This window comes from Cupriavidus sp. 86D6, from assembly GCF_057815095.1.
Window position 1 is genome coordinate 258,038 of sequence record NZ_JBYPSB010000001.1, and the last position, 17,818, is coordinate 275,855.

Here is a 17,818-nt window from a genome sequence, read left to right on the forward strand (position 1 = left end):
GGCATTCCGCAACAGGTCATGAATCCGTCCGCCAACCCGGCACCTTCCCCGTCCAACGCTCCGGCCGCGCTGTACCAGCAGGTCAAGGAGTACATCGCGCGCCAGATCCAGAGCGGCGCGTGGCAGCCCGGCGACCGCGTGCCGTCCGAGCAGGAACTGGTGAACCGCTTCTCGGTGTCGCGCATGACGGTCAACCGCGCCTTGCGCGAACTGTCGGAGCAGGGCAGGGTGGTGCGCGTGGCCGGCGTGGGCACGTTCGTGGCCGAACACAAGCCGCAGTCCACGCTGCTGTCGGTGGTCAACCTGCAGGACGAGATCCGCATGCGCGGCCATGACTACGCCTGCGACGTGATCCTGGTGGAGCGCGTGTCGGCGTCGATCGAGGTGGCCGCCGCGCTGGAACTGCGCACCGGCGAATCGGTGTACCACTCGATCTGCATCCATCGCGAAGACGGCCTGCCGGTGCAGTTGGAGGACCGCTACGTGAATCCGCGCGTGGCGCCCGATTTCATCACGCAGGATTTTGCCGATACGCAGCCGGGCGAGTACCTGCTGCGCAACGTGCCGTATGACCAGGTGGAGCACGTGGTCGATGCCATCGCCGCCACGGCCGAGCAGGCCGCGCATCTGGAGATGCCGCCCACGCAACCCTGCCTGCTGCTGACCCGCCGCACCTGGACGCATGGCGTGCCGGTCACATTCGTTCGCTGCCTGCACCCGGGCAACCGGTATCGGCTGGGCAGCCGGTTTCGCGCCGACGGCAATCCCGCCTTCGGCTAGAACAGATTCCCGAGGCCAGCCAAAAGCCGGCCATCGGGTTTATTTTTCGACTAACCTGTATAGACAGGCTCATACAACAAAGACGTACGCAGATGACCAACGATTCCCGCTCCCTCCTGACCCTGAACCCTGGCCACGTGTCGCTGGACGACCTGCGCCGCATCTACCGTGGCGAAGTGCGGCTGGCGATGGCCGAATCGGCCTGGGCTGGCGTGCGTGCCGCACAGGCCACGGTGCAGGACATCATCGACGCCGACGCCGTGGTCTACGGTATCAACACCGGCTTCGGCAAGCTGGCGCAATCGCGCATCGCCCATGACAAGCTGGCCGAACTGCAGCGCAACCTGGTGCTGTCGCACAGCGTGGGCACCGGCGCCGACCTGCCGGCCGATACCGTGCGGCTGATCCTGGCGATCAAGGCCGTCAGCCTGGCGCGTGGCCATTCGGGCGTGCGTCCGGAACTGATCGATGCCCTGCTGGCGCTGGCCAACCACGGCGTGTCGCCGTGCATCCCGGCCAAGGGATCGGTCGGTGCCTCGGGCGACCTGGCGCCGCTGGCCCATATGTCCTGCACGTTGATTGGCGTGGGCGATGTGATGATCGACGGCCGCCGCGTGCCGGCCGCGCAAGGCCTGGCCCATGCCGGGCTGGACGTCTTCACGCTGGGCCCGAAGGAAGGGCTCGCGCTGCTGAACGGCACGCAAGTGTCCACGGCGCTGGCGCTGGCCGGGCTGTTTGCCGCCGAGGATGCCTTCGCGGCAGGGCTGGTGGCGGGCGCGCTGTCGCTGGAAGCCATCAAGGGATCGGTCAAGCCGTTCGATGCCCGTATCCACGCGGCACGCGGGCAGGCGGGCCAGATTGCCGTGGCCGGCGCCGTGCGCGCGATGCTCGACGGCAGCGAGATCGTCGATTCGCACAAGGCCTGCGGGCGGGTGCAGGACCCGTACTCGATCCGCTGCCAGCCGCAGGTGATGGGCGCGTGCCTGGACAACCTGTCCCACGCCGCGCGCATCCTGCGCATCGAGGCCAACGCCGCGTCCGACAACCCGCTGGTGTTTTCCGAACAGGGCGACGTGGTGTCCGGCGGCAACTTCCACGCCGAGCCGGTGGCCTTTGCCGCCGACATCATCGCGCTGGCCATCGCCGAGATCGGCGCCATCTCCGAGCGCCGCCTGGCGCTGCTGCTCGATACGGGGCTGTCCGGCCTGCCGCCGTTCCTGGTACGCGATGGCGGCCTGAATTCGGGCTTCATGATCGCGCAGGTCACGGCGGCGGCGCTGGCGTCCGAGAACAAGTCGCTGGCGCATCCGTCCAGTGTGGACAGCCTGCCTACGTCGGCCAACCAGGAAGACCATGTGTCGATGGCCACCTACGGCGCGCGCCGCCTGGGCGACATGGCCGCCAACACGGCCGTGATCGTCGGCATCGAGGCCATGGCCGCCGCGCAGGGCATCGAATTCCATCGGCCGCTGAAGTCGTCGCCGCTGGTGGAGCAGGAACTGGCCCGCATCCGCAGCCGCGTGGCCTTTGTGGAATCCGACCGTTATCTGGCGCCCGATATCGAGGCGATGAAGCAGTGGGTGGTGCAGGGCGACGCCGGCGCGGGCTGGCCCGAGGCCGTGAGGGAGATCCTGCCGACGAACGTAGCCGCTTGAGACGCTGGCCCTCTCCCGCAACGGGACACTAAATCGGTGGTTGACATGCCGTCGGTTTGCTCCCCTCTCCCGCCCGCGGGAGAGGGGTTGGGGGAGAGGGCAAGCGCATCCAGATCCGACCAGTCATCAAACATACCGGGACACACCATGAACGCCAACGAACACCAATTCACCGACACCCCGCGCGGCCAGCGCGAAATCCGCGCCCCGCGCGGCAGCCAGCTGCATTGCAAGAACTGGCTGATCGAAGCGGCCTATCGGATGATCCAGAACAACCTGGACCCCGATGTGGCCGAACGCCCCCAAGACCTGGTGGTCTATGGCGGCATCGGCAAGGCCGCGCGTAACTGGGAGTGCTTCGACGCCATCCTGGACAGCCTGCGCCGCCTGGGCGAGGACGAATCGCTGCTGGTGCAGTCGGGCAAGCCGGTGGGCGTGTTCCGCACCCATGCCGACGCCCCGCGCGTGCTGATCGCCAATTCCAACCTGGTGCCGCACTGGGCCACCTGGGACAAGTTCAACGAACTCGACCGCGCCGGCCTGATGATGTACGGCCAGATGACGGCGGGCTCGTGGATCTACATCGGCACGCAGGGCATCGTGCAGGGCACGTTCGAAACGTTCGTGGAAGCCGGCAACCAGCACTACAACGGCGACCTGACCGGCAAGTGGATCTTGACCGCCGGCCTGGGCGGCATGGGCGGTGCGCAGCCGCTGGCCGGTGTGCTGGCCGGCGCATGCGTGCTGGCCATCGAATGCCAGGAATCGCGCATCGACTTCCGCATCCGCACGCGCTACCTGGACAAGAAGGCCACCACGCTGGACGAGGCGCTGGCCATGATCGAGGACGCGACGAAGCAGGGCCAGGCGATCTCGGTGGGCCTGCTCGGCAATGCCGCCGAAATCGTGCCCGAACTGGCGCGCCGTGCGCAGGCCGGCGGCATGCGGCCCGATATCGTGACCGACCAGACCTCGGCGCACGACGTCATCAACGGCTACCTGCCCGAAGGCTGGACCGTGGACCAGTGGGAAGACCTGCGCGTGCGCGACCCCAAGGCCGTGGAAGCCGCCGCGCGCCAGTCGATCGTCAAGCATGTGCAGGCCATGCTGGCGTTCCAGCAGATGGGGGTGCCAACGGTGGACTACGGCAACAACATCCGCCAGGTGGCGTTCGAGGAAGGCGTGAAGAACGCGTTCGATTTCCCGGGCTTCGTGCCGGCGTATATCCGCCCGCTGTTCTGCCGCGGCAAGGGCCCGTTCCGCTGGGTGGCGCTGTCGGGCGACCCGGAGGATATCTACAAGACCGACGCCAAGATGAAGGAACTGTTCCCGGACGACAAGCCGCTGCACCGCTGGCTGGACATGGCGCGCGACCGTATCGCGTTCCAGGGCCTGCCGGCGCGCATCTGCTGGGTGGGCCTGGACGAACGGCATCGCGCCGGTCTGGCCTTCAACGAGATGGTGAAGAACGGCGAACTCAAGGCGCCGGTGGTGATCGGGCGCGATCACCTCGACTGCGGCTCGGTGGCATCGCCGAATCGTGAAACCGAGGCGATGCGCGATGGCTCCGATGCGGTGTCCGACTGGCCGCTGCTCAACGCGCTGCTGAACACGGCCGGCGGTGCCACGTGGGTCAGCCTGCATCACGGCGGCGGCGTGGGCATGGGGTTTTCGCAGCATTCGGGCGTGGTCATCGTCTGCGACGGCACCGACGCGGCGGCCAGGCGGATCGAGCGCGTGCTCTGGAATGATCCGGCCACGGGCGTGATGCGCCACGCCGACGCCGGGTACGACATCGCCATCGACTGCGCCCATGAAAAGCGCTTGAACCTGCCGATGGTGAAGCGCTGATGGCCGTCACGCGGTTCGCGCTCGACGCCATCGCCCCCACGCCGTGGAAGAACGGCGGCGGCACCACGCGCGAGATTGCCGTGTGGCCGCCGGGCGCCGGCATGGACACGTTCGACTGGCGCATCAGCGTGGCCGATATCGCCACGGACGGGCCGTTCTCGGCCTTTCCGGGCATCGACCGCCAGATCGTGCTGATCGACGGCGCCGGCGTGCATCTGCAGGCCCACGACGACTCGTTCTGCCACAAGCTCGTGCGCGTGGGCGAGCCATACGCGTTTTCTGGCGATACGGCTATCCATGCCGCGCTCGTCGATGGCCCGACACGCGATCTCAACGTGATGACGCGCCGGGGCCGCTGCCGCGCCGAAGTCCGCCTGATGCGCCAGCCGTTCACGGCGGTGCCCACCTTCGCCACCGTGCTGGTCCTGGCGTTGCGCGGCGACTGGGACGCCAGCGACAGCCGCGGCGGTGACGGCCAGCACCTGTCGGCGGGCGAGGGCATACTGATGCCGGCCGGTTCGCCGGCCGTCACATGCGCCCACACCGAACTTTCCGCGCTGTGCCTGCGCGTGATACTGCATAGGGAGCCGGACCGATGAACTTCCACGACGCGCCCGCCGCCGATGGCGTCTGGCATCACTGCCACCTGCTGCCCGACGCGGACCCCGAACGGGCCGTCCGCGACGGCGCGCTGGTGATCGAACACGGCCGCATCGCCTGGCTCGGGGCGCTGGCCGACCTGCCGGACAGCTATCGCCATCTCGACCGGCACGATGCCGGCGGCGCGTGGATCACCCCCGGCCTGATCGACTGCCATACGCACCTGGTGTACGGCGGCCAGCGTGCCGATGAATTCGCGATGCGGCTGGCGGGCGCCAGCTACGAGGACATCGCGCGCGCCGGAGGCGGCATCGTGTCCACGGTGCGGGCCACGCGCGAGGCCGACGAGGCCACGCTGTTCGCGCAGGCGGCCGTGCGGCTGGAGGCGCTGCTGGCCGAGGGCGTGACCACCATAGAGATCAAGTCCGGCTATGGGTTGTCGCTCGACGCCGAGCGCAAGCAACTGCGCGTGGCGCGCCAGCTGGGCGAGGCCTATGGCGTGACGGTCTACACGACGTTCCTGGGCGCGCATGCGCTGCCGCCCGAATACGCGGGCCGCGCCGATGACTATATCGACCTGGTCTGCCATACGATGCTGCCGGCGCTGGCCGAGGAAAAGCTCGTCGATGCGGTCGATGCCTTCTGCGAGGGCATCGGATTTTCGCCAGATCAGACCGCACGCGTATTCGCGGCCGCCGCACGCCACGGCCTGCCCGTGAAGCTGCATGCCGAACAACTGAGCAACCTCGGCGGTGCGGCACTGGCGGCGCGGCACAAGGCGCTGTCGGCGGATCACCTCGAACACCTGGACGAGGCCGGCGTGATGGCGATGGCCGAGGCCGGCACGGTGGCCGTGCTGCTGCCCGGCGCCTACTATTTCCTGCGCGATACCCATCTGCCGCCGCTGGCCATGTTGCGCCAGCATGGTGTGCCGATTGCCATTTCCACCGATCACAACCCGGGCACATCGCCCACCACATCGTTGCTGCTGATGATGAACATGGCCTGCACGCTGTTCCGCATGACGGTGCCCGAGGCGCTGGCCGGCGTGACCACGCACGCGGCGCGCGCGCTGGGCGCGGCCGATCGCCACGGGCGGCTCGCCCCGGGCCGCGCCGCCGACTTCGCGCTGTGGCGCGTGGCGTCGCCCGCCGAACTGGCCTACTGGTTTGGCCGCAACCCGTGTGCCGGGGTGGTGCGGCAGGGCAAGGTGTTCCGATGAGCGCCGGCCAGCTGTTTGCGCGCCATGCGCTGCTGCCCGATGGCTGGGCACGCGATGTGCTGCTGGAGTGGGGTGCCCACGGCGCTTTCACGGCCATCACGGCTGGCGCCGCGCCGGCGCCATCGGTGCCCGAGGCGGCCGGCCCGGTGCTGCCGGGCATGCCGAATCTCCATTCGCACGCGTTCCAGCGCGGCTTTGCCGGGCTGACCGAATACCGCAGCGTGTCGCCCGACGCCGATCCGGCCGGCGGCGATTCGTTCTGGAGCTGGCGCACGCTGATGTACCGCTTTGCGCTGCGCCTGTCGCCCGACGCGCTTGAGGCCATCGCCACGCAGCTCTATATCGAGATGCTGCGCGCCGGCTATACCAGCGTGTGCGAATTCCATTACGTCCATCACGACCCCGACGGCAAGCCGTATGCCGACCGCGCCGAGATGTCGCTGCGGCTGCTGCGCGCGGCGCAGGCCGCCGGCATCGGCATGACGCTGCTGCCCGTGCTGTACCAGACGGCCGGGTTTGCCGGCAAGCCCGCGCAGCCCGACCAGCGTCGCTTCCTGAACGATACCGATGCCATGCAGGCGTTGCTGGAAAAGCTGGCGCCGCATTGCACCGCCTACGGCGCCCGGCTGGGCCTGGCCCCCCATTCGCTGCGCGCGGTGCCGCCGCACAGCCTGACGCAGGCCGTTGCCGCGCTGCACGCGATGGATGCCACCGCGCCGGTGCATATCCACATCGCCGAACAGCAGAAGGAAGTGGACGACTGCCTGGCCACCCACGGCGTGCGGCCCGTGCAATGGCTGCTGGACCACGCGCCGGTGGACCCACGCTGGTGCCTTGTCCATGCCACCCACATGGACTGGGACGAGCGGCGGCGGCTGGCCCATAGCGGCGCCGTGGCCGGCATCTGCCCGACCACCGAAGCCAACCTGGGCGATGGCGTGTTCGAGGCCGCGCCGTATCTGGCGCAGCACGGCTGGTGGGGCGTCGGGTCGGACAGCCACGCCAGCGTCAGCGTGGCCGAGGAACTGCGCACGTTCGAATACGGCCAGCGGCTCGGCCTGCAGCGGCGCAATGTGCTGGCGTCGGACCGGCATCCGCAGGTGGCCGACCGGCTCTGGCTCGAAGCCGTGGCCGGCGGCGCGCGCGCGGCGGCGCGGCCGGTGGCGGGCCTGGCGGCCGGACAGCGGGCCGATTTCCTGGTGCTGGACGGCCAGCATCCCACGCTGGCCGGGCTCGACGGGGCCCATGCGCTGGCCACGTACGTGTTCGCCAGCCACGGACATGAGACACTAGCGGAAGTCCGCACGGGCGGCATGCGCCGCTTGCAGCACGGCGTGCATCCGCTTCAAGGGGATGCGGGCCGGTTGTTCGCCGAGGCGCGCGCCCGCCTGCTGGCCGACTGAAGGGTCCCGAACCCGCCCCATACCAAGCAGCCCCGAGACAAGATGTCCTCCTCCTTCACCACCGATATTCCCGCTTTCACGCTGCATCGCGGCACCCGCCCGCTGCTGGTGTCGATGCCGCACGTGGGCACCTATGTGCCGGCCGGCCTGGCCGAGCGTCTGACGCCCGAGGCGCGCACCGTGCCCGATACCGACTGGCACATGGACCGCCTGTACGACTTTGCCCGCGAGCTGGGCGCGTCGATCCTGATGGCCACGCACTCGCGCTACGTGATCGACCTGAATCGTCCGCCCGACAACGCCAACCTGTACCCGGGCCAGGACACCACGGGCCTGTGCCCGGTCGATACATTCGACAAGACGCCGGTGTACGCCGACGGCGCCAGCGGCCCCGACGACGCGGAAATCGCGCTGCGCCGTGGCGCGGTCTGGCACCCGTATCACAACGCGCTGCAGGAAGAGCTGGCGCGCCTGCGTGCCGAGCATGGCACGATCGGCCTGTGGGACGCCCATTCGATCCGCTCGGTGCTGCCGCGCTTTTTCGAAGGCAAGCTCACCGACTTCAACCTGGGATCGGCTGACGGCAAGAGCTGCGACACCGGCCTGGCAGCCGATGTGGTCAAGATTGCGCAGGCGGTGCCCAACCATACGGCCGTGCTCAACGGCCGTTTCAAGGGCGGCTACATCACGCGCCAGTACGGCAACCCGGCGGACGGCGTGCATGCCATCCAGCTGGAACTGACGCAGTCGTCGTACATGGAAGAGGTGTACCCGTTCGCGTACGACCCGGCGAAGGCCGCCAACGTGCAGCCGGCCATCCGCCAGATGCTGGAAACCGTGCTGGCGTTCGTGGAAGCGCGCTGACCCATCGGCGTTCCGGCAAAAGAACGGCCCGTGGTGGCACTGCGGTGTCACAGACGGGCCGATTTGCTGCGGTGACGCTCCCCTTGCAGTTCGTAGTGGTCCCTTCTGCGGCAGACGTCAGACAAGGCCGACGACGAGCGGGCCGAGCAGCGTCAGCAACACGTTGGCCAGGGCATAGGTGATGGCGAACGGCACGGTCGGCACGGGGCTTTCGGCCTTGTCCAGGATGCCGCCGAAGGCCGGATTGGCGCTGCGCGAGCCGGCCAGCGCGCCGGCCAGCAGCGCGGCGTTGTCGTACTTGAGCACGTAGCGGCCAAACAGCATCGTCAGGAACAGCGGCAGCAAGGTGACCACGGCGCCGAGCAGGAAAATCGTCAAACCGCTATGGCGCAGGGTATCTACCGCCTGTAGTCCCGAGTTGATGCCCACGATGGCCACGAACGCGGCCAGCCCGAAGTCCTTCAGCAACTGGCAGGCTGCCGTCGGCATCGCGCCATACATCGGATGCTTGGACCGTGCCCAGCCGAACACCAGGCCCGACAGCAACGCGCCGCCGCCCGCGCCCAGCGTCAGCGGAATCGACCCGATGCGCACCACCAGCAGCCCGATCAGCAGGCCCACCAGCACGCCGGCGCCAAAGTAGACAAAGTCGGTCTTCTCGCTCGGTACCAGCTCGTAGCCGGCGCGCTCGGCGGCACGCCGGGTGTCCGCCGGGGTGCCGTAGAACGTGATGATGTCGCCGTGCTGGAGCTTCAGGTCGGGCAGGATCGGCAGCGCATGGTCGTATCGCTCGATCCGCTCCAGATAGACGCCATGGCGCATCTCGCGGCTGATATTGGCCACGATCTCGCCCAGCGGCTTGTTGTTCAGGCCGGGGCGTGTGAACACGGCTCGGCGCGTCTGCATGACCATGCCCATGCCTTCGGCGTCGGCCACTTCGTCGCCGATCACCAGCGCGGTGGGTACCATGGCATCGCGCCGGCCCACCAGCAGCACCAGGTCGCCGGCTTGGAGCACGGTGTCCTGCGTGACGTCGATCGGCTTGCCGCCGCGCTGGAGCTTTTCCACGGTGACCAGGTCTTCGCCGCCGATCTCGATGTCCTTGATGGTCTTGCCCGCGGCAGCCGTCACGCGGAACAGCCGGCCCACCAGGCGGGGCAGCGCGCCGGCCTGGCCCGGACCGAACTGCGGCAGGCCGCCGTGCATGGCCGCCTCCACCTTCTTCGCGTCGGACTTCAGGTCCGCGCGCATGAAGCGCGGCAGGATATTCACGCAGACGATGATGGCGCCGAGCGATCCGAACACGTACGTCACCGCGTAGCCGATGGCCACGTTGGCCTGCAGCGTCTTCACCTGGTCCGGCGGCAGGCCGAGCTTGGTGATGGCGTCGCCGGCCGTGCCGATGATGGCCGACTGGGTCATGCCGCCGGCGGCCAGGCCTGCCGCGATCCCCTTGTCGAGGTGGAAGAGCTTTGCCAGCACCACCACGGTCACCAGCCCTGCCACGGCCATGAAGACGGCCATCGCGATCTCGCGCAGCGAATTGCGGTTCAGCGAGTTGAAGAACTGCGGGCCGCTTTCGTAGCCCACCGCGTAGATGAAGACCGCGAACATCACGGCCTTCACGCCGTTGTCGATCTCGACGCCAACCTGGCTGATGATCACCGCCGCAAGCAGCGACCCGGCGACGCCGCCCAGCTGGAACTTGGCGAAGGTGAGCTTGCCGATGGCATACCCGATGGCCAGCGACAGGAACAGCGCCGACTCGGGCGATTTCTGGAAGATGGTGTGCAACCAATCCATAGGGAACTCCTGTAAGGCGTGACACAGGTGACAGCGGCTGCGCACGCGGGCGTTCGTGGCCCGCGGCGAGCCAGACACAGCTACTGCGGTGCCGAGGCCAGCGCGCTGGCCATCGCCACGGCGATCGGCCCCAGCAATGGCAGCAGGACGTTGGAGATGGCGTAGGTAATCGTGTAGCCGATGACGGGCGTGCCGTTGCCGGCGGCGTTGGTGAGCGCCATGATCGTGGGCGTGCTGCAATGCTGGCCGGCCACCGCGCCGAGCAGGATCGGCATGTCGAGCTTCAGCCAGCGATGACCGATATACAGTGAAATGGCCGCCGGGATGACCGATATCAGCACGCCCGCGACGGGCAGGATCAGGCCGAACTTCTGCACCAGCCGCAGCGCGTCGGGGCCGGCCGAGAGGCCCACGGCGGCGATGAACGTGGCCAGCCCGAAGTCCTTGAGGATTTCGGCCGCGGGCGCCGGCAGCGAGCCCATCACCGGCAGCCGTGCGCGCAGCCAGCCGAAGGCCAGGCCCGACACCAGGCATCCGCCGCCCACGCCGAGCGTCAGGTCGGCCTGGCCGACCTTGACGCTCCACGACCCGATCAGCATGCCAAGCAACACGCCGATGCCCAGGAAAACGAAGTCGGTGCGGATCGTCGGGATGACCGGATAGCCCAGTTCGGGCACCACGCGCCGCAGGGCCTCGTCGGGGCCGGACAGCGTGACCACGTCGGCGCGCTCGAGCACGGTCTCGGGCAGGATCGGCACCGCATGCTGCATGCGTGTGATGCGCGATACATAGACGCCGCGGCCCATGCCCACATCCACGCTCTGGCGCAGCCGCGCCAGCGACACGCCGATGACTTCCCGGCGCGTCAGCAGCACCGACTGCTCTGCCTGCACCACGGCGTCCATGCCGGGCTCCTCGGGCATCTCGGGGCCGAGGGCGGCGGCAAACGGCACCATCGCGTCACGCCGGCCGACGGCCAGCACGATGTCGCCGGCGCGCAGCACTTCTTTGGGTGTGGGACGAAAGGTATTGCCGTCGCGGCGAATGCGCCGGATCGTGACACCGAGCGCCACTTCGTGCTCGGCTTCCACGACGGTCTTGCCGGCCATATGGTCCACCCGCAGTACGCGCGCCACGATCATCGGCAGCGCCGTCATCTGGTTGTCTGCCATGTCGTTCTGCCCGCCCAGCTTCTGCCAGAGCTGGTGGGCCGATTCGCGCAGATTCTGACGCAGCAGGAATGGCGCCAGCTGGCTGGTGAACAGCACGATCGCGATCAGCCCGAACAGGTAGGTCACGCTGTAGGCCGTGACGATATTGGTCTGCAGCACGCGGATGGCATCGGCCGGCAGGCCGAGCCGCGCGATGGCCTCGGACGCCGTGCCGATCACCGCCGATTCCGTGGCTGCGCCGGCCAGCAGCCCCGATGCCGTGCCAGGGTCCAGATGCAGCAAGGGCACCGCCACGGCCAGCAAGGCGAGCAGTACGAACACTTCGACCAGCGACAGCACGCCGATCCGCCATTCGCGCGCGACATTGGCGAAAAACTGAGGTCCGCCCGTGAACCCGAGCGCAAAGATGAACACGGCGAAGGCAACGTTCTTGACGTCGTTGTCCAGCCGCACACCGCTCTGGCCAATGACCAGCGACGCAATCAGCGTGCCGCAGATGCCGCCAAGCTGAAACGGTCCGAAACGGATCGCACCCAACGCATGGCCGACGGCCAGGGCCAGGAACAGCGCAATCTCCGGTTGTCCGGCAAGCAGGGCGGAAACGGACTCCATGACGCGGCGCAAGCCTCCCTATGGCTCATGGCAAGCCAGCGGAGGGCCCGCAGGCGTGAGGCATTATCCGCACGGGGCGCGTTGGCGCGTACTGAAAGCTTTTGAATGCGTGTTAAACGCAATCAAGCAAACGGCTATGTCTGAAAGTGGGAGAAAGGGAGGGGCGGAGCGCCTCTGGCGCAGGGGTGCCAGCAAGGCTTGAGCGGCTGCCGCACATGGCGCGCGGCAGCCCGGGTAACGTGTTCGCCACGATACCGCCGTGCGGTGTTACTTGCCGCTGTTGATCCGGTCCTGGATATGCTTGGCCCGCGCGTCAGAGCCGGGGTGCGAACTGAGCAGGCCCGACTGCCCGCCATCGAGCTTGGCCAGCTTCTGGAACGCGGAGACCAGCGCCTGCCGGTTGGCGCCATTCTTTGTCAGCAGGTTGTACGAGTAGTCGTCCGCCTCGCTTTCCTGGCGCTGCGAGAATTGCGCGTTGACAAAGGTTTCGCCAAGTTCGCCGATCTGCGATGTCGATAGCGCCGTCAGCGTGGCGTAGCCGGTGGACCCCAGCGCGCCGCGCGCGGCTGCCGTGGCATAGGCCACCTGCATGGCCTTCTTGGTATGCCCCAGCGCCACGTGGCCGATTTCGTGGCCCAGCACGCCGCGCACCTCGTCGTCGGTCATCAGGTCCATCAGGCCGCTGTAGACGCGCACGCAGCCGTTGGCCATCGCCCAGGCGTTGACGTCCTTGGTCAGGTAGACCTTGGCATCGAGCGGCAGCCCGGTGTTCTGCAGGCCGCTCATGATGTTCACCAGCCGTTTTGCGTACGTGCTGTCCGCCGCGGCGACCGTGTTCTTCTTGTCCATGTCAGCGCAGGACTGGTCAGACAGTTGCTTGACGTTGGCGTCGGTGAGCGCGGCGGCACTGAACAGGCTGCCACCCGCCTGGCTCAGGCTGTTCATGTCGGCGCCGGCACAGCCAGCGAGCAGCGTTGCGCAGCCGATGGCGGCCGCCGTAGCAATATATCGATTCATCTTCGGTTCCCTGATGGTCGGTCGTTGTTATGGAGGCGCAGGCAAGAAGCATAAGCAAGCGATTGCGTGGCCGCCAGTGGAGGACGTCTGACAGGGGGGGAGGGCGGGGGGAAAGCCGCTGGCGGAAGGTGCCAGGAATGACGAATCTGAAGAAAATCTGGTGCCCGGGGTCGGACTCGAACCGACACGCCTTGCGGCGGGGGATTTTGAGTCCCCTGCGTCTACCTGTTTCACCACCCGGGCATTGGGCGTGGGCGACGGGCGGAAATCCACATCGCGCGCTGATGAACCGCCGATTATGCCGCAATTCCACAGTACGGACAACCAGCGGCCGCCCCACCGGATGGGGCGGCCGGGCGGCCGTCTAGCGTCCGCGCCGGGCGTTGGTGGTTCGGCTGCGGTCGTAGAAGCCGGGTGGCTTGCGGGCGATCCAGCGGATGAAATCGGCCATGGCCGGGTGGGTGCGCAGTGCGTCCCAGTCGTGGTAGGTCGTAGCCAGTTCGATTTCGGTAAAGACCGAATGGATCTTCTGATGGCAGACGCGATGCATGGCGATGACCGCGCGCCCGCCCCGGCTGCGGGGGACGGGGTGGTGCAGGTCGGTGCTGGTGTCGTCAAGCAGGGGCCGCCCGCACAGCGGACAGCGCGCAGGGTCCTGACCGGTTGCCGGATCGAGCGTGACATCGGGTGGCCCCAGCTGTGGAGCCTTGCCGGCGCGCAGCCGGCGCTTGACGACCATACGCAATTTCGCTGAAAAGTGGGTGCCCTGGCAGTTGCGGTAGGATAGCGCGCAACCGTCCCATGCCGTGTCGCCGCGACTTCACCGGAGCCGAGAGCCATGTCTGCCCAGCCGACCCTCGATGCCACGCCTGCCGCCAGCCTTGCCTCGCTGGCGGCCTTGCCCTCGCAAGACCCCGCCTTCTACGCCCAGGCCTACAACAACCGCGCCAATGTGCCGGACAATGCCGTCCACATGGCGCGCTGGGCGGCGGATTCGGCACTGGTACGGGCCGGCATGGTGACGTATTTCGAGAACCTGGCCTATGGCGATGCGAATTCGCCACTTGCCGATACGGAGACGCTCGATTACTTCCCGGCGTCGCTGCGCGATGACGATGCGCCACCGCTGCTGGTGTTCCTGCACGGAGGCTACTACCGGGCGCTGGACAAGCGCGACCACAGCTTTGTGGCCAACGTGCCGACGCGGCGCGGGGTGTCGGTGGCCGTGGTCAACTACGCGCTGTGCCCGGCGGTCACGGTGGAAACCATCGTGTGGCAGGTGATGCAATCGGTGGCGTGGCTGTATCGCGAGGCCGACCGGCTTGGCCATGACCGCCACCGCATTTTCCTGGCCGGCCATTCGGTCGGCGGGCACCTGGTGACGATGCTGATGGCCGCGCTCTGGCCGCAGTTCGCGGACGACCTGCCGATCGACCTGATCAAGGGCGGGCTGTCGATCAGCGGGCTTTACGATCTGGAGCCGCTGCGCCGCGCCGATTTCCTGCAGGCCGACCTGCAGCTCAGCGAAGCCGATGTGGCGCGCCTGTCGCCGGCGTTCATGGTGCCGGCGACCGGCGCGCCGCTGATCACCGCCGTGGGCGAGCTGGAATCCAGCGAGTACCAGCGCCAGCACGCGCTGATCCGTGCGGCATGGCCGAATAACGCGCGTGACGATATCGCGCTGCCGGGCCGTCATCATTTCAATGTGATGGATGACCTGATGCGGGACGACAGCCAGTTGTCGCGTGCGCTGCTGGGGATGATCGCGGGCGTCTGACTGGCGTCCGCCCGCCCGCGCCCCGCGCCTACGCTTGCGGCTTCTTCAGCTCCAGCACCTTCAGCAGCGACGACGTATCGTCCTTGCCCCAGCCCTGATCCATCAGTTCTGCCAGTTGCGCGGCCGTGGCGCGCATGGCGGGCAGGTCCAGGCCGATTTCTCCGGCGATGTCGGCGGCCAGGCCAAAGTCCTTGGCGTGCAGCCGCGATTCGATCCCCGCGGAAAAATCGCGCGACACCATCTTCGGACCCAGCAGGTCCAGCATGCGGCTGCCGGCGAAGCCCGTGGACAGCGCCTGGAAGACCTTGCCCGTATCCACGCCTTGCGCGCCGGCAAAGCGCATCGCCTCGGCAATGCCTTCGATATTGACCACCTGGGCAATCTGGTTGCAAAGCTTGGCCACCTGGCCGGCGCCGTGATCGCCGATATGGGTGATCGTCTTGCCCAGGCATTCCAGCAGCGGTCGTACTTTCTCCAGATTCTCGGCCTTGCCGCCGACCATGATCGTCAGCGTGGCCGCCTGGGCGCCAATGGTGCCGCCCGATACCGGGCAGTCGAGCGCCTCGATGCCTCGGGCGGCCAGTGCCTGGGCGATCTCGCGCGTGACGATGGGTGAAATCGTGCTGTGGTCCACGCAGATGGTGCCGGGCGCGGCGCCTTCGATCACGCCTTGCGGGCCCAGCAGCACCTGGCGCACGTCTTCAGACGACGTCACATTGGTGAAGACCACCGCCACGCCGCGTGCCGTCTCGGCCGGCGTGAAGAACGGTTCGGCGCCCAGCGCGCGCGCGGCGTCGGCCGCTTCGGGGCGGCGTACGAAGGCGCGCACGGTATGGCCGGCGCGGATCAGGTGTCCGGCCATCGGCGCGCCCATCGCGCCCAGGCCGATAAATGCTACGGTAGTCATGCGTGCTTCCTGGTTTCGAGAGCCCTTACTTCGCGGCCAGCCGCCACAGCGACGTGACCTCGGCCTTGCGCGCGGCGAACAGCGGATCGTCGGCATCGGCGGCCTTTGGGTGCCGCGGCCGGATGTCGGAGCGGCCCAGCACCTTGAGCCCCGCCGCATCGATCCAGCCCAGCAGTTCGTCGCGCGAACGCAGGCCCAGATGCTCGGCAAAGTCCGACAGGATCAGCCAGCCCTGGCCGCCCGGTTCCAGGTGCGCGGCCAGGCCGTCCAGAAAGCCGCGCAGCATGCGGCTGTCGGGATCGAACACGGCGTGCTCGATGGGCGAACTCGGCCGTGCCGGCACCCAGGGCGGGTTGCAGACCACCAGCGGGGCGCGGCCTTCGGGGAACAGGTCGGCCTCGATGATCTCGACCTGCTTGGCCAGGCCCAGCCGGTCGATGTTCTCGCGGGCGCAGCCCAGGGCGCGCGGGTCCTGGTCGGTGCCTACCACGCGCCTGACGCCGCGCTGTGCCAGCAGGGCGGCCAGCACGCCGGTACCGGTGCCGATGTCGAAGGCCAGCGCCGTGGTCGGCAGCGGTTCCTTCGCGACCAGTTCGATATATTCGCCGCGCACCGGCGAGAACACGCCGTACCAGGGGTGGATGCGCTCGCCAAGCACCGGGATCGCGACGCCTTTCCTGCGCCACTCGTAGGCGCCGATCAGGCCCAGCAGTTCGCGCATCGATGCCACGTAGGGGGTGTCGCTCTTGCCGTAGACCTGCTCGCAGGCTTCGTGGACGTTCGGGGCGCGGCGCAGCGGCACCACGTGACCGGCCTCGAATGGCAGCAGCAGCATGCCAAGCGTCCGGGCGCGCTGCGACTGCGCCAGCCGGTGCTTGTGGAACGATTCGGTCAGGCTGGCCGGCGCCTGGGCGGCACCGCGTGCCTTGCGCTGGGGTTTGCGGTCCACGCGCCGCGCCATGGCCTGCAGCAGCTGGCGCGCGTTCTGGAAGTCGCCGCGCCAGAGCAGGGCGGTGCCTTCGCTGGCCAGCCGGTAAGCGGTGTCGGCCGGGGTCTGGTCGTCGGCGATCACCACGCGCTTCGGCGGCGGCAGACCGGCTTCGGAACGCCATAGCGCGCTGCGCTCGGCGCCGTCCTCGGTCCAGTGGAGGGTGGGGTGGGAATCGGATACTGACATATATATAGGGCGAGCTTACAGTTCGTAAGCTTCGTGGTCGCCGGACATGGCCTGTTCCACAAGCTTGCGGTTCAGTGTCGGCGAGAACAGTTCGATGAAGGTATAGACGAAGCTGCGCAGGTAGGCGCCCTGCTTGACGGCCAGATGGGTCACATTGGTGCCGAACAGATGGCCGGCGGGGATGCCGCGCAGGTTGCGGTCGCGTTCGGGGTCGAAGGCCAGGCCGGCCACGATGCCGATGCCGAGACCGACTTCCACGTAGGTCTTGATGACATCGGCGTCGATAGCTTCGAGCACGATGTCCGCTTCCAGGTGACGCAGTGCGAACGCCTTGTCGATCTTGGGCCGCCCGGCAAAGTTCACGTCATACGTGATCAGTGGATAACCGGCCAGGTCTTCCAGCGTCAGGTGCTTCTTTTCCAGTAGCGGATGGTCAGGTGGCGTAATCACCATATGCTGCCACTGGTGTCCCGGCAGGGACACCAGGCTCTTGTCGCTGCTGATGCCTTCCGTGGCGATGCCGATATCGGCCTGGTCATGCAGGATCATGTCGGCGATCTGCGCCGGCGTGCCCTGCTGGATCGACAGACGCACCTTGGGGTAACGCTTGGTGAACTCGGCGATCACGCGCGGCAGCGCGTAGCGGGCCTGGGTATGCGTCGTGGCAATGGTGAAGTTGCCCTGGTCCTGCGCGGCGTAGTCCTTGCCCACGCGCTTCAGGCTTTCCACCTCCTGCAGGATCTTTTCGACCGACAAGAGGATGCGGCGGCCCGGTTCCGTGAGGCTACGGATTCGCTTGCCATGTCGCGTGAAGATATCGACACCCAGCTCTTCCTCCAGCTCGATAATCGCCTTGGAAACGCCGGGTTGTGATGTATAGAGCGCTTTTGCAGCCTCGGTGAGGTTGAAATTCTGGCGGACGGCCTCGCGCACGAAGCGAAACTGGTGAAGATTCATATAACTTCGCTCGTATAAACA

At 67.7% G+C, this 17,818-nt stretch carries 15 protein-coding genes and 1 tRNA gene; 8 read left to right on the forward strand and 8 right to left on the reverse strand.

What is annotated here, in order from left to right; all coding sequences use genetic code 11:
• Window positions 1-18: 18 nt before the first annotated feature.
• From hutC to hutG, 7 genes are all read left to right on the forward strand, one after another.
• On the forward strand, window positions 19-780 hold the full coding sequence (gene hutC, locus AC3G88_RS01195) for a histidine utilization transcriptional repressor HutC (RefSeq protein ID WP_153947363.1): 762 nt from the start codon (window positions 19-21) through the stop codon (window positions 778-780).
• A gap of 92 nt (window positions 781-872) precedes the next feature.
• Window positions 873-2,435, forward strand: coding sequence for a histidine ammonia-lyase (gene hutH / locus AC3G88_RS01200; protein ID WP_488892996.1), 1,563 nt, complete (start codon window positions 873-875; stop codon window positions 2,433-2,435).
• A gap of 147 nt (window positions 2,436-2,582) precedes the next feature.
• The gene (gene hutU / locus AC3G88_RS01205; protein ID WP_488892997.1) at window positions 2,583-4,286 is read left to right on the forward strand and encodes a urocanate hydratase; all 1,704 of its coding nucleotides are present in this window, start codon (window positions 2,583-2,585) and stop codon (window positions 4,284-4,286) included.
• The gene (locus AC3G88_RS01210; RefSeq protein WP_488770728.1) at window positions 4,286-4,885 is read left to right on the forward strand and encodes a HutD/Ves family protein; all 600 of its coding nucleotides are present in this window, start codon (window positions 4,286-4,288) and stop codon (window positions 4,883-4,885) included. Before hutU ends, AC3G88_RS01210 begins: the two co-directional genes overlap by 1 nt.
• On the forward strand, window positions 4,882-6,108 hold the full coding sequence (gene hutI / locus AC3G88_RS01215) for an imidazolonepropionase (protein ID WP_488892998.1): 1,227 nt from the start codon (window positions 4,882-4,884) through the stop codon (window positions 6,106-6,108). The genes AC3G88_RS01210 and hutI overlap by 4 nt, the downstream gene beginning before the upstream one ends.
• A complete protein-coding gene (locus tag AC3G88_RS01220) occupies window positions 6,105-7,511 on the forward strand; it encodes a formimidoylglutamate deiminase (RefSeq protein WP_488892999.1) in 1,407 nt (468 codons plus the stop codon). Before hutI ends, AC3G88_RS01220 begins: the two co-directional genes overlap by 4 nt.
• A 42-nt stretch (window positions 7,512-7,553) precedes the next feature.
• A complete protein-coding gene (gene hutG / locus AC3G88_RS01225; RefSeq protein WP_400392863.1) occupies window positions 7,554-8,375 on the forward strand; it encodes an N-formylglutamate deformylase in 822 nt (273 codons plus the stop codon).
• A 117-nt stretch (window positions 8,376-8,492) separates the two neighbouring features.
• On the opposite strand, the gene aspT (AC3G88_RS01230) is transcribed toward hutG, so the two are convergent.
• The 5 genes from aspT (AC3G88_RS01230) to AC3G88_RS01250 all read right to left on the reverse strand — a co-directional run bounded on the left by aspT (AC3G88_RS01230) (window position 8,493) and on the right by AC3G88_RS01250 (window position 13,718).
• Complete coding sequence (gene aspT / locus AC3G88_RS01230) at window positions 8,493-10,178, reverse strand: aspartate-alanine antiporter (protein WP_488893000.1); 1,686 nt, start codon at window positions 10,176-10,178, stop codon at window positions 8,493-8,495.
• 80 nt (window positions 10,179-10,258) lie between these two features.
• Window positions 10,259-11,962: an aspartate-alanine antiporter gene (gene aspT, locus AC3G88_RS01235; protein WP_488893001.1), complete on the reverse strand. Its 1,704-nt coding sequence runs from the start codon at window positions 11,960-11,962 to the stop codon at window positions 10,259-10,261.
• A 267-nt stretch (window positions 11,963-12,229) separates the two neighbouring features.
• Window positions 12,230-12,979: a metalloprotease LoiP gene (gene loiP, locus AC3G88_RS01240; protein WP_488770722.1), complete on the reverse strand. Its 750-nt coding sequence runs from the start codon at window positions 12,977-12,979 to the stop codon at window positions 12,230-12,232.
• A gap of 158 nt (window positions 12,980-13,137) precedes the next feature.
• A tRNA-Leu gene (locus tag AC3G88_RS01245) sits at window positions 13,138-13,222 on the reverse strand.
• A gap of 121 nt (window positions 13,223-13,343) precedes the next feature.
• Complete coding sequence (locus AC3G88_RS01250) at window positions 13,344-13,718, reverse strand: HNH endonuclease signature motif containing protein (RefSeq protein ID WP_488893002.1); 375 nt, start codon at window positions 13,716-13,718, stop codon at window positions 13,344-13,346.
• Between the two features lie 99 nt (window positions 13,719-13,817).
• Here AC3G88_RS01250 and AC3G88_RS01255 point away from each other — a divergent pair, with 99 nt between their 5' ends.
• Window positions 13,818-14,756 carry an alpha/beta hydrolase gene (locus AC3G88_RS01255; protein WP_488893003.1) on the forward strand — a complete coding sequence of 313 codons (939 nt, stop codon included), beginning with the start codon at window positions 13,818-13,820 and terminating at the stop codon, window positions 14,754-14,756.
• A gap of 28 nt (window positions 14,757-14,784) precedes the next feature.
• Here the strand turns inward: AC3G88_RS01255 and AC3G88_RS01260 are convergent, their stop codons facing one another.
• The 3 genes from AC3G88_RS01260 to AC3G88_RS01270 are packed head-to-tail and all read right to left on the reverse strand — an operon-like array spanning window position 14,785 to window position 17,797.
• Window positions 14,785-15,663: an NAD(P)-dependent oxidoreductase gene (locus AC3G88_RS01260; protein ID WP_488893004.1), complete on the reverse strand. Its 879-nt coding sequence runs from the start codon at window positions 15,661-15,663 to the stop codon at window positions 14,785-14,787.
• 25 nt (window positions 15,664-15,688) lie between these two features.
• Window positions 15,689-16,840: a methyltransferase gene (locus tag AC3G88_RS01265; protein WP_488893005.1), complete on the reverse strand. Its 1,152-nt coding sequence runs from the start codon at window positions 16,838-16,840 to the stop codon at window positions 15,689-15,691.
• A 15-nt stretch (window positions 16,841-16,855) separates the two neighbouring features.
• The gene (locus AC3G88_RS01270) at window positions 16,856-17,797 is read right to left on the reverse strand and encodes a CysB family HTH-type transcriptional regulator (RefSeq protein ID WP_153947377.1); all 942 of its coding nucleotides are present in this window, start codon (window positions 17,795-17,797) and stop codon (window positions 16,856-16,858) included.
• Window positions 17,798-17,818: the final 21 nt, after the last annotated feature.

Excerpts from the sequence above, each read along its gene's own strand:
- AC3G88_RS01210 (WP_488770728.1), top strand. The coding sequence starts at position 4,286 with ATGGCCGTCACGCGGTTCGCGCTCGACGCCATCGCCCCCACGCCGTGG.
- loiP (WP_488770722.1), bottom strand. The coding sequence starts at position 12,979 with ATGAATCGATATATTGCTACGGCGGCCGCCATCGGCTGCGCAACGCTG.
- hutI (WP_488892998.1), top strand. The coding sequence starts at position 4,882 with ATGAACTTCCACGACGCGCCCGCCGCCGATGGCGTCTGGCATCACTGC.
- hutU (WP_488892997.1), top strand. The coding sequence starts at position 2,583 with ATGAACGCCAACGAACACCAATTCACCGACACCCCGCGCGGCCAGCGC.
- AC3G88_RS01260 (WP_488893004.1), bottom strand. The coding sequence starts at position 15,663 with ATGACTACCGTAGCATTTATCGGCCTGGGCGCGATGGGCGCGCCGATG.
- AC3G88_RS01265 (WP_488893005.1), bottom strand. The coding sequence starts at position 16,840 with ATGTCAGTATCCGATTCCCACCCCACCCTCCACTGGACCGAGGACGGC.
- AC3G88_RS01250 (WP_488893002.1), bottom strand. The coding sequence starts at position 13,718 with ATGGTCGTCAAGCGCCGGCTGCGCGCCGGCAAGGCTCCACAGCTGGGG.
- AC3G88_RS01255 (WP_488893003.1), top strand. The coding sequence starts at position 13,818 with ATGTCTGCCCAGCCGACCCTCGATGCCACGCCTGCCGCCAGCCTTGCC.
- AC3G88_RS01270 (WP_153947377.1), bottom strand. The coding sequence starts at position 17,797 with ATGAATCTTCACCAGTTTCGCTTCGTGCGCGAGGCCGTCCGCCAGAAT.
- hutG (WP_400392863.1), top strand. The coding sequence starts at position 7,554 with ATGTCCTCCTCCTTCACCACCGATATTCCCGCTTTCACGCTGCATCGC.
- hutH (WP_488892996.1), top strand. The coding sequence starts at position 873 with ATGACCAACGATTCCCGCTCCCTCCTGACCCTGAACCCTGGCCACGTG.
- AC3G88_RS01220 (WP_488892999.1), top strand. The coding sequence starts at position 6,105 with ATGAGCGCCGGCCAGCTGTTTGCGCGCCATGCGCTGCTGCCCGATGGC.
- hutC (WP_153947363.1), top strand. The coding sequence starts at position 19 with ATGAATCCGTCCGCCAACCCGGCACCTTCCCCGTCCAACGCTCCGGCC.
- aspT (WP_488893001.1), bottom strand. The coding sequence starts at position 11,962 with ATGGAGTCCGTTTCCGCCCTGCTTGCCGGACAACCGGAGATTGCGCTG.
- aspT (WP_488893000.1), bottom strand. The coding sequence starts at position 10,178 with ATGGATTGGTTGCACACCATCTTCCAGAAATCGCCCGAGTCGGCGCTG.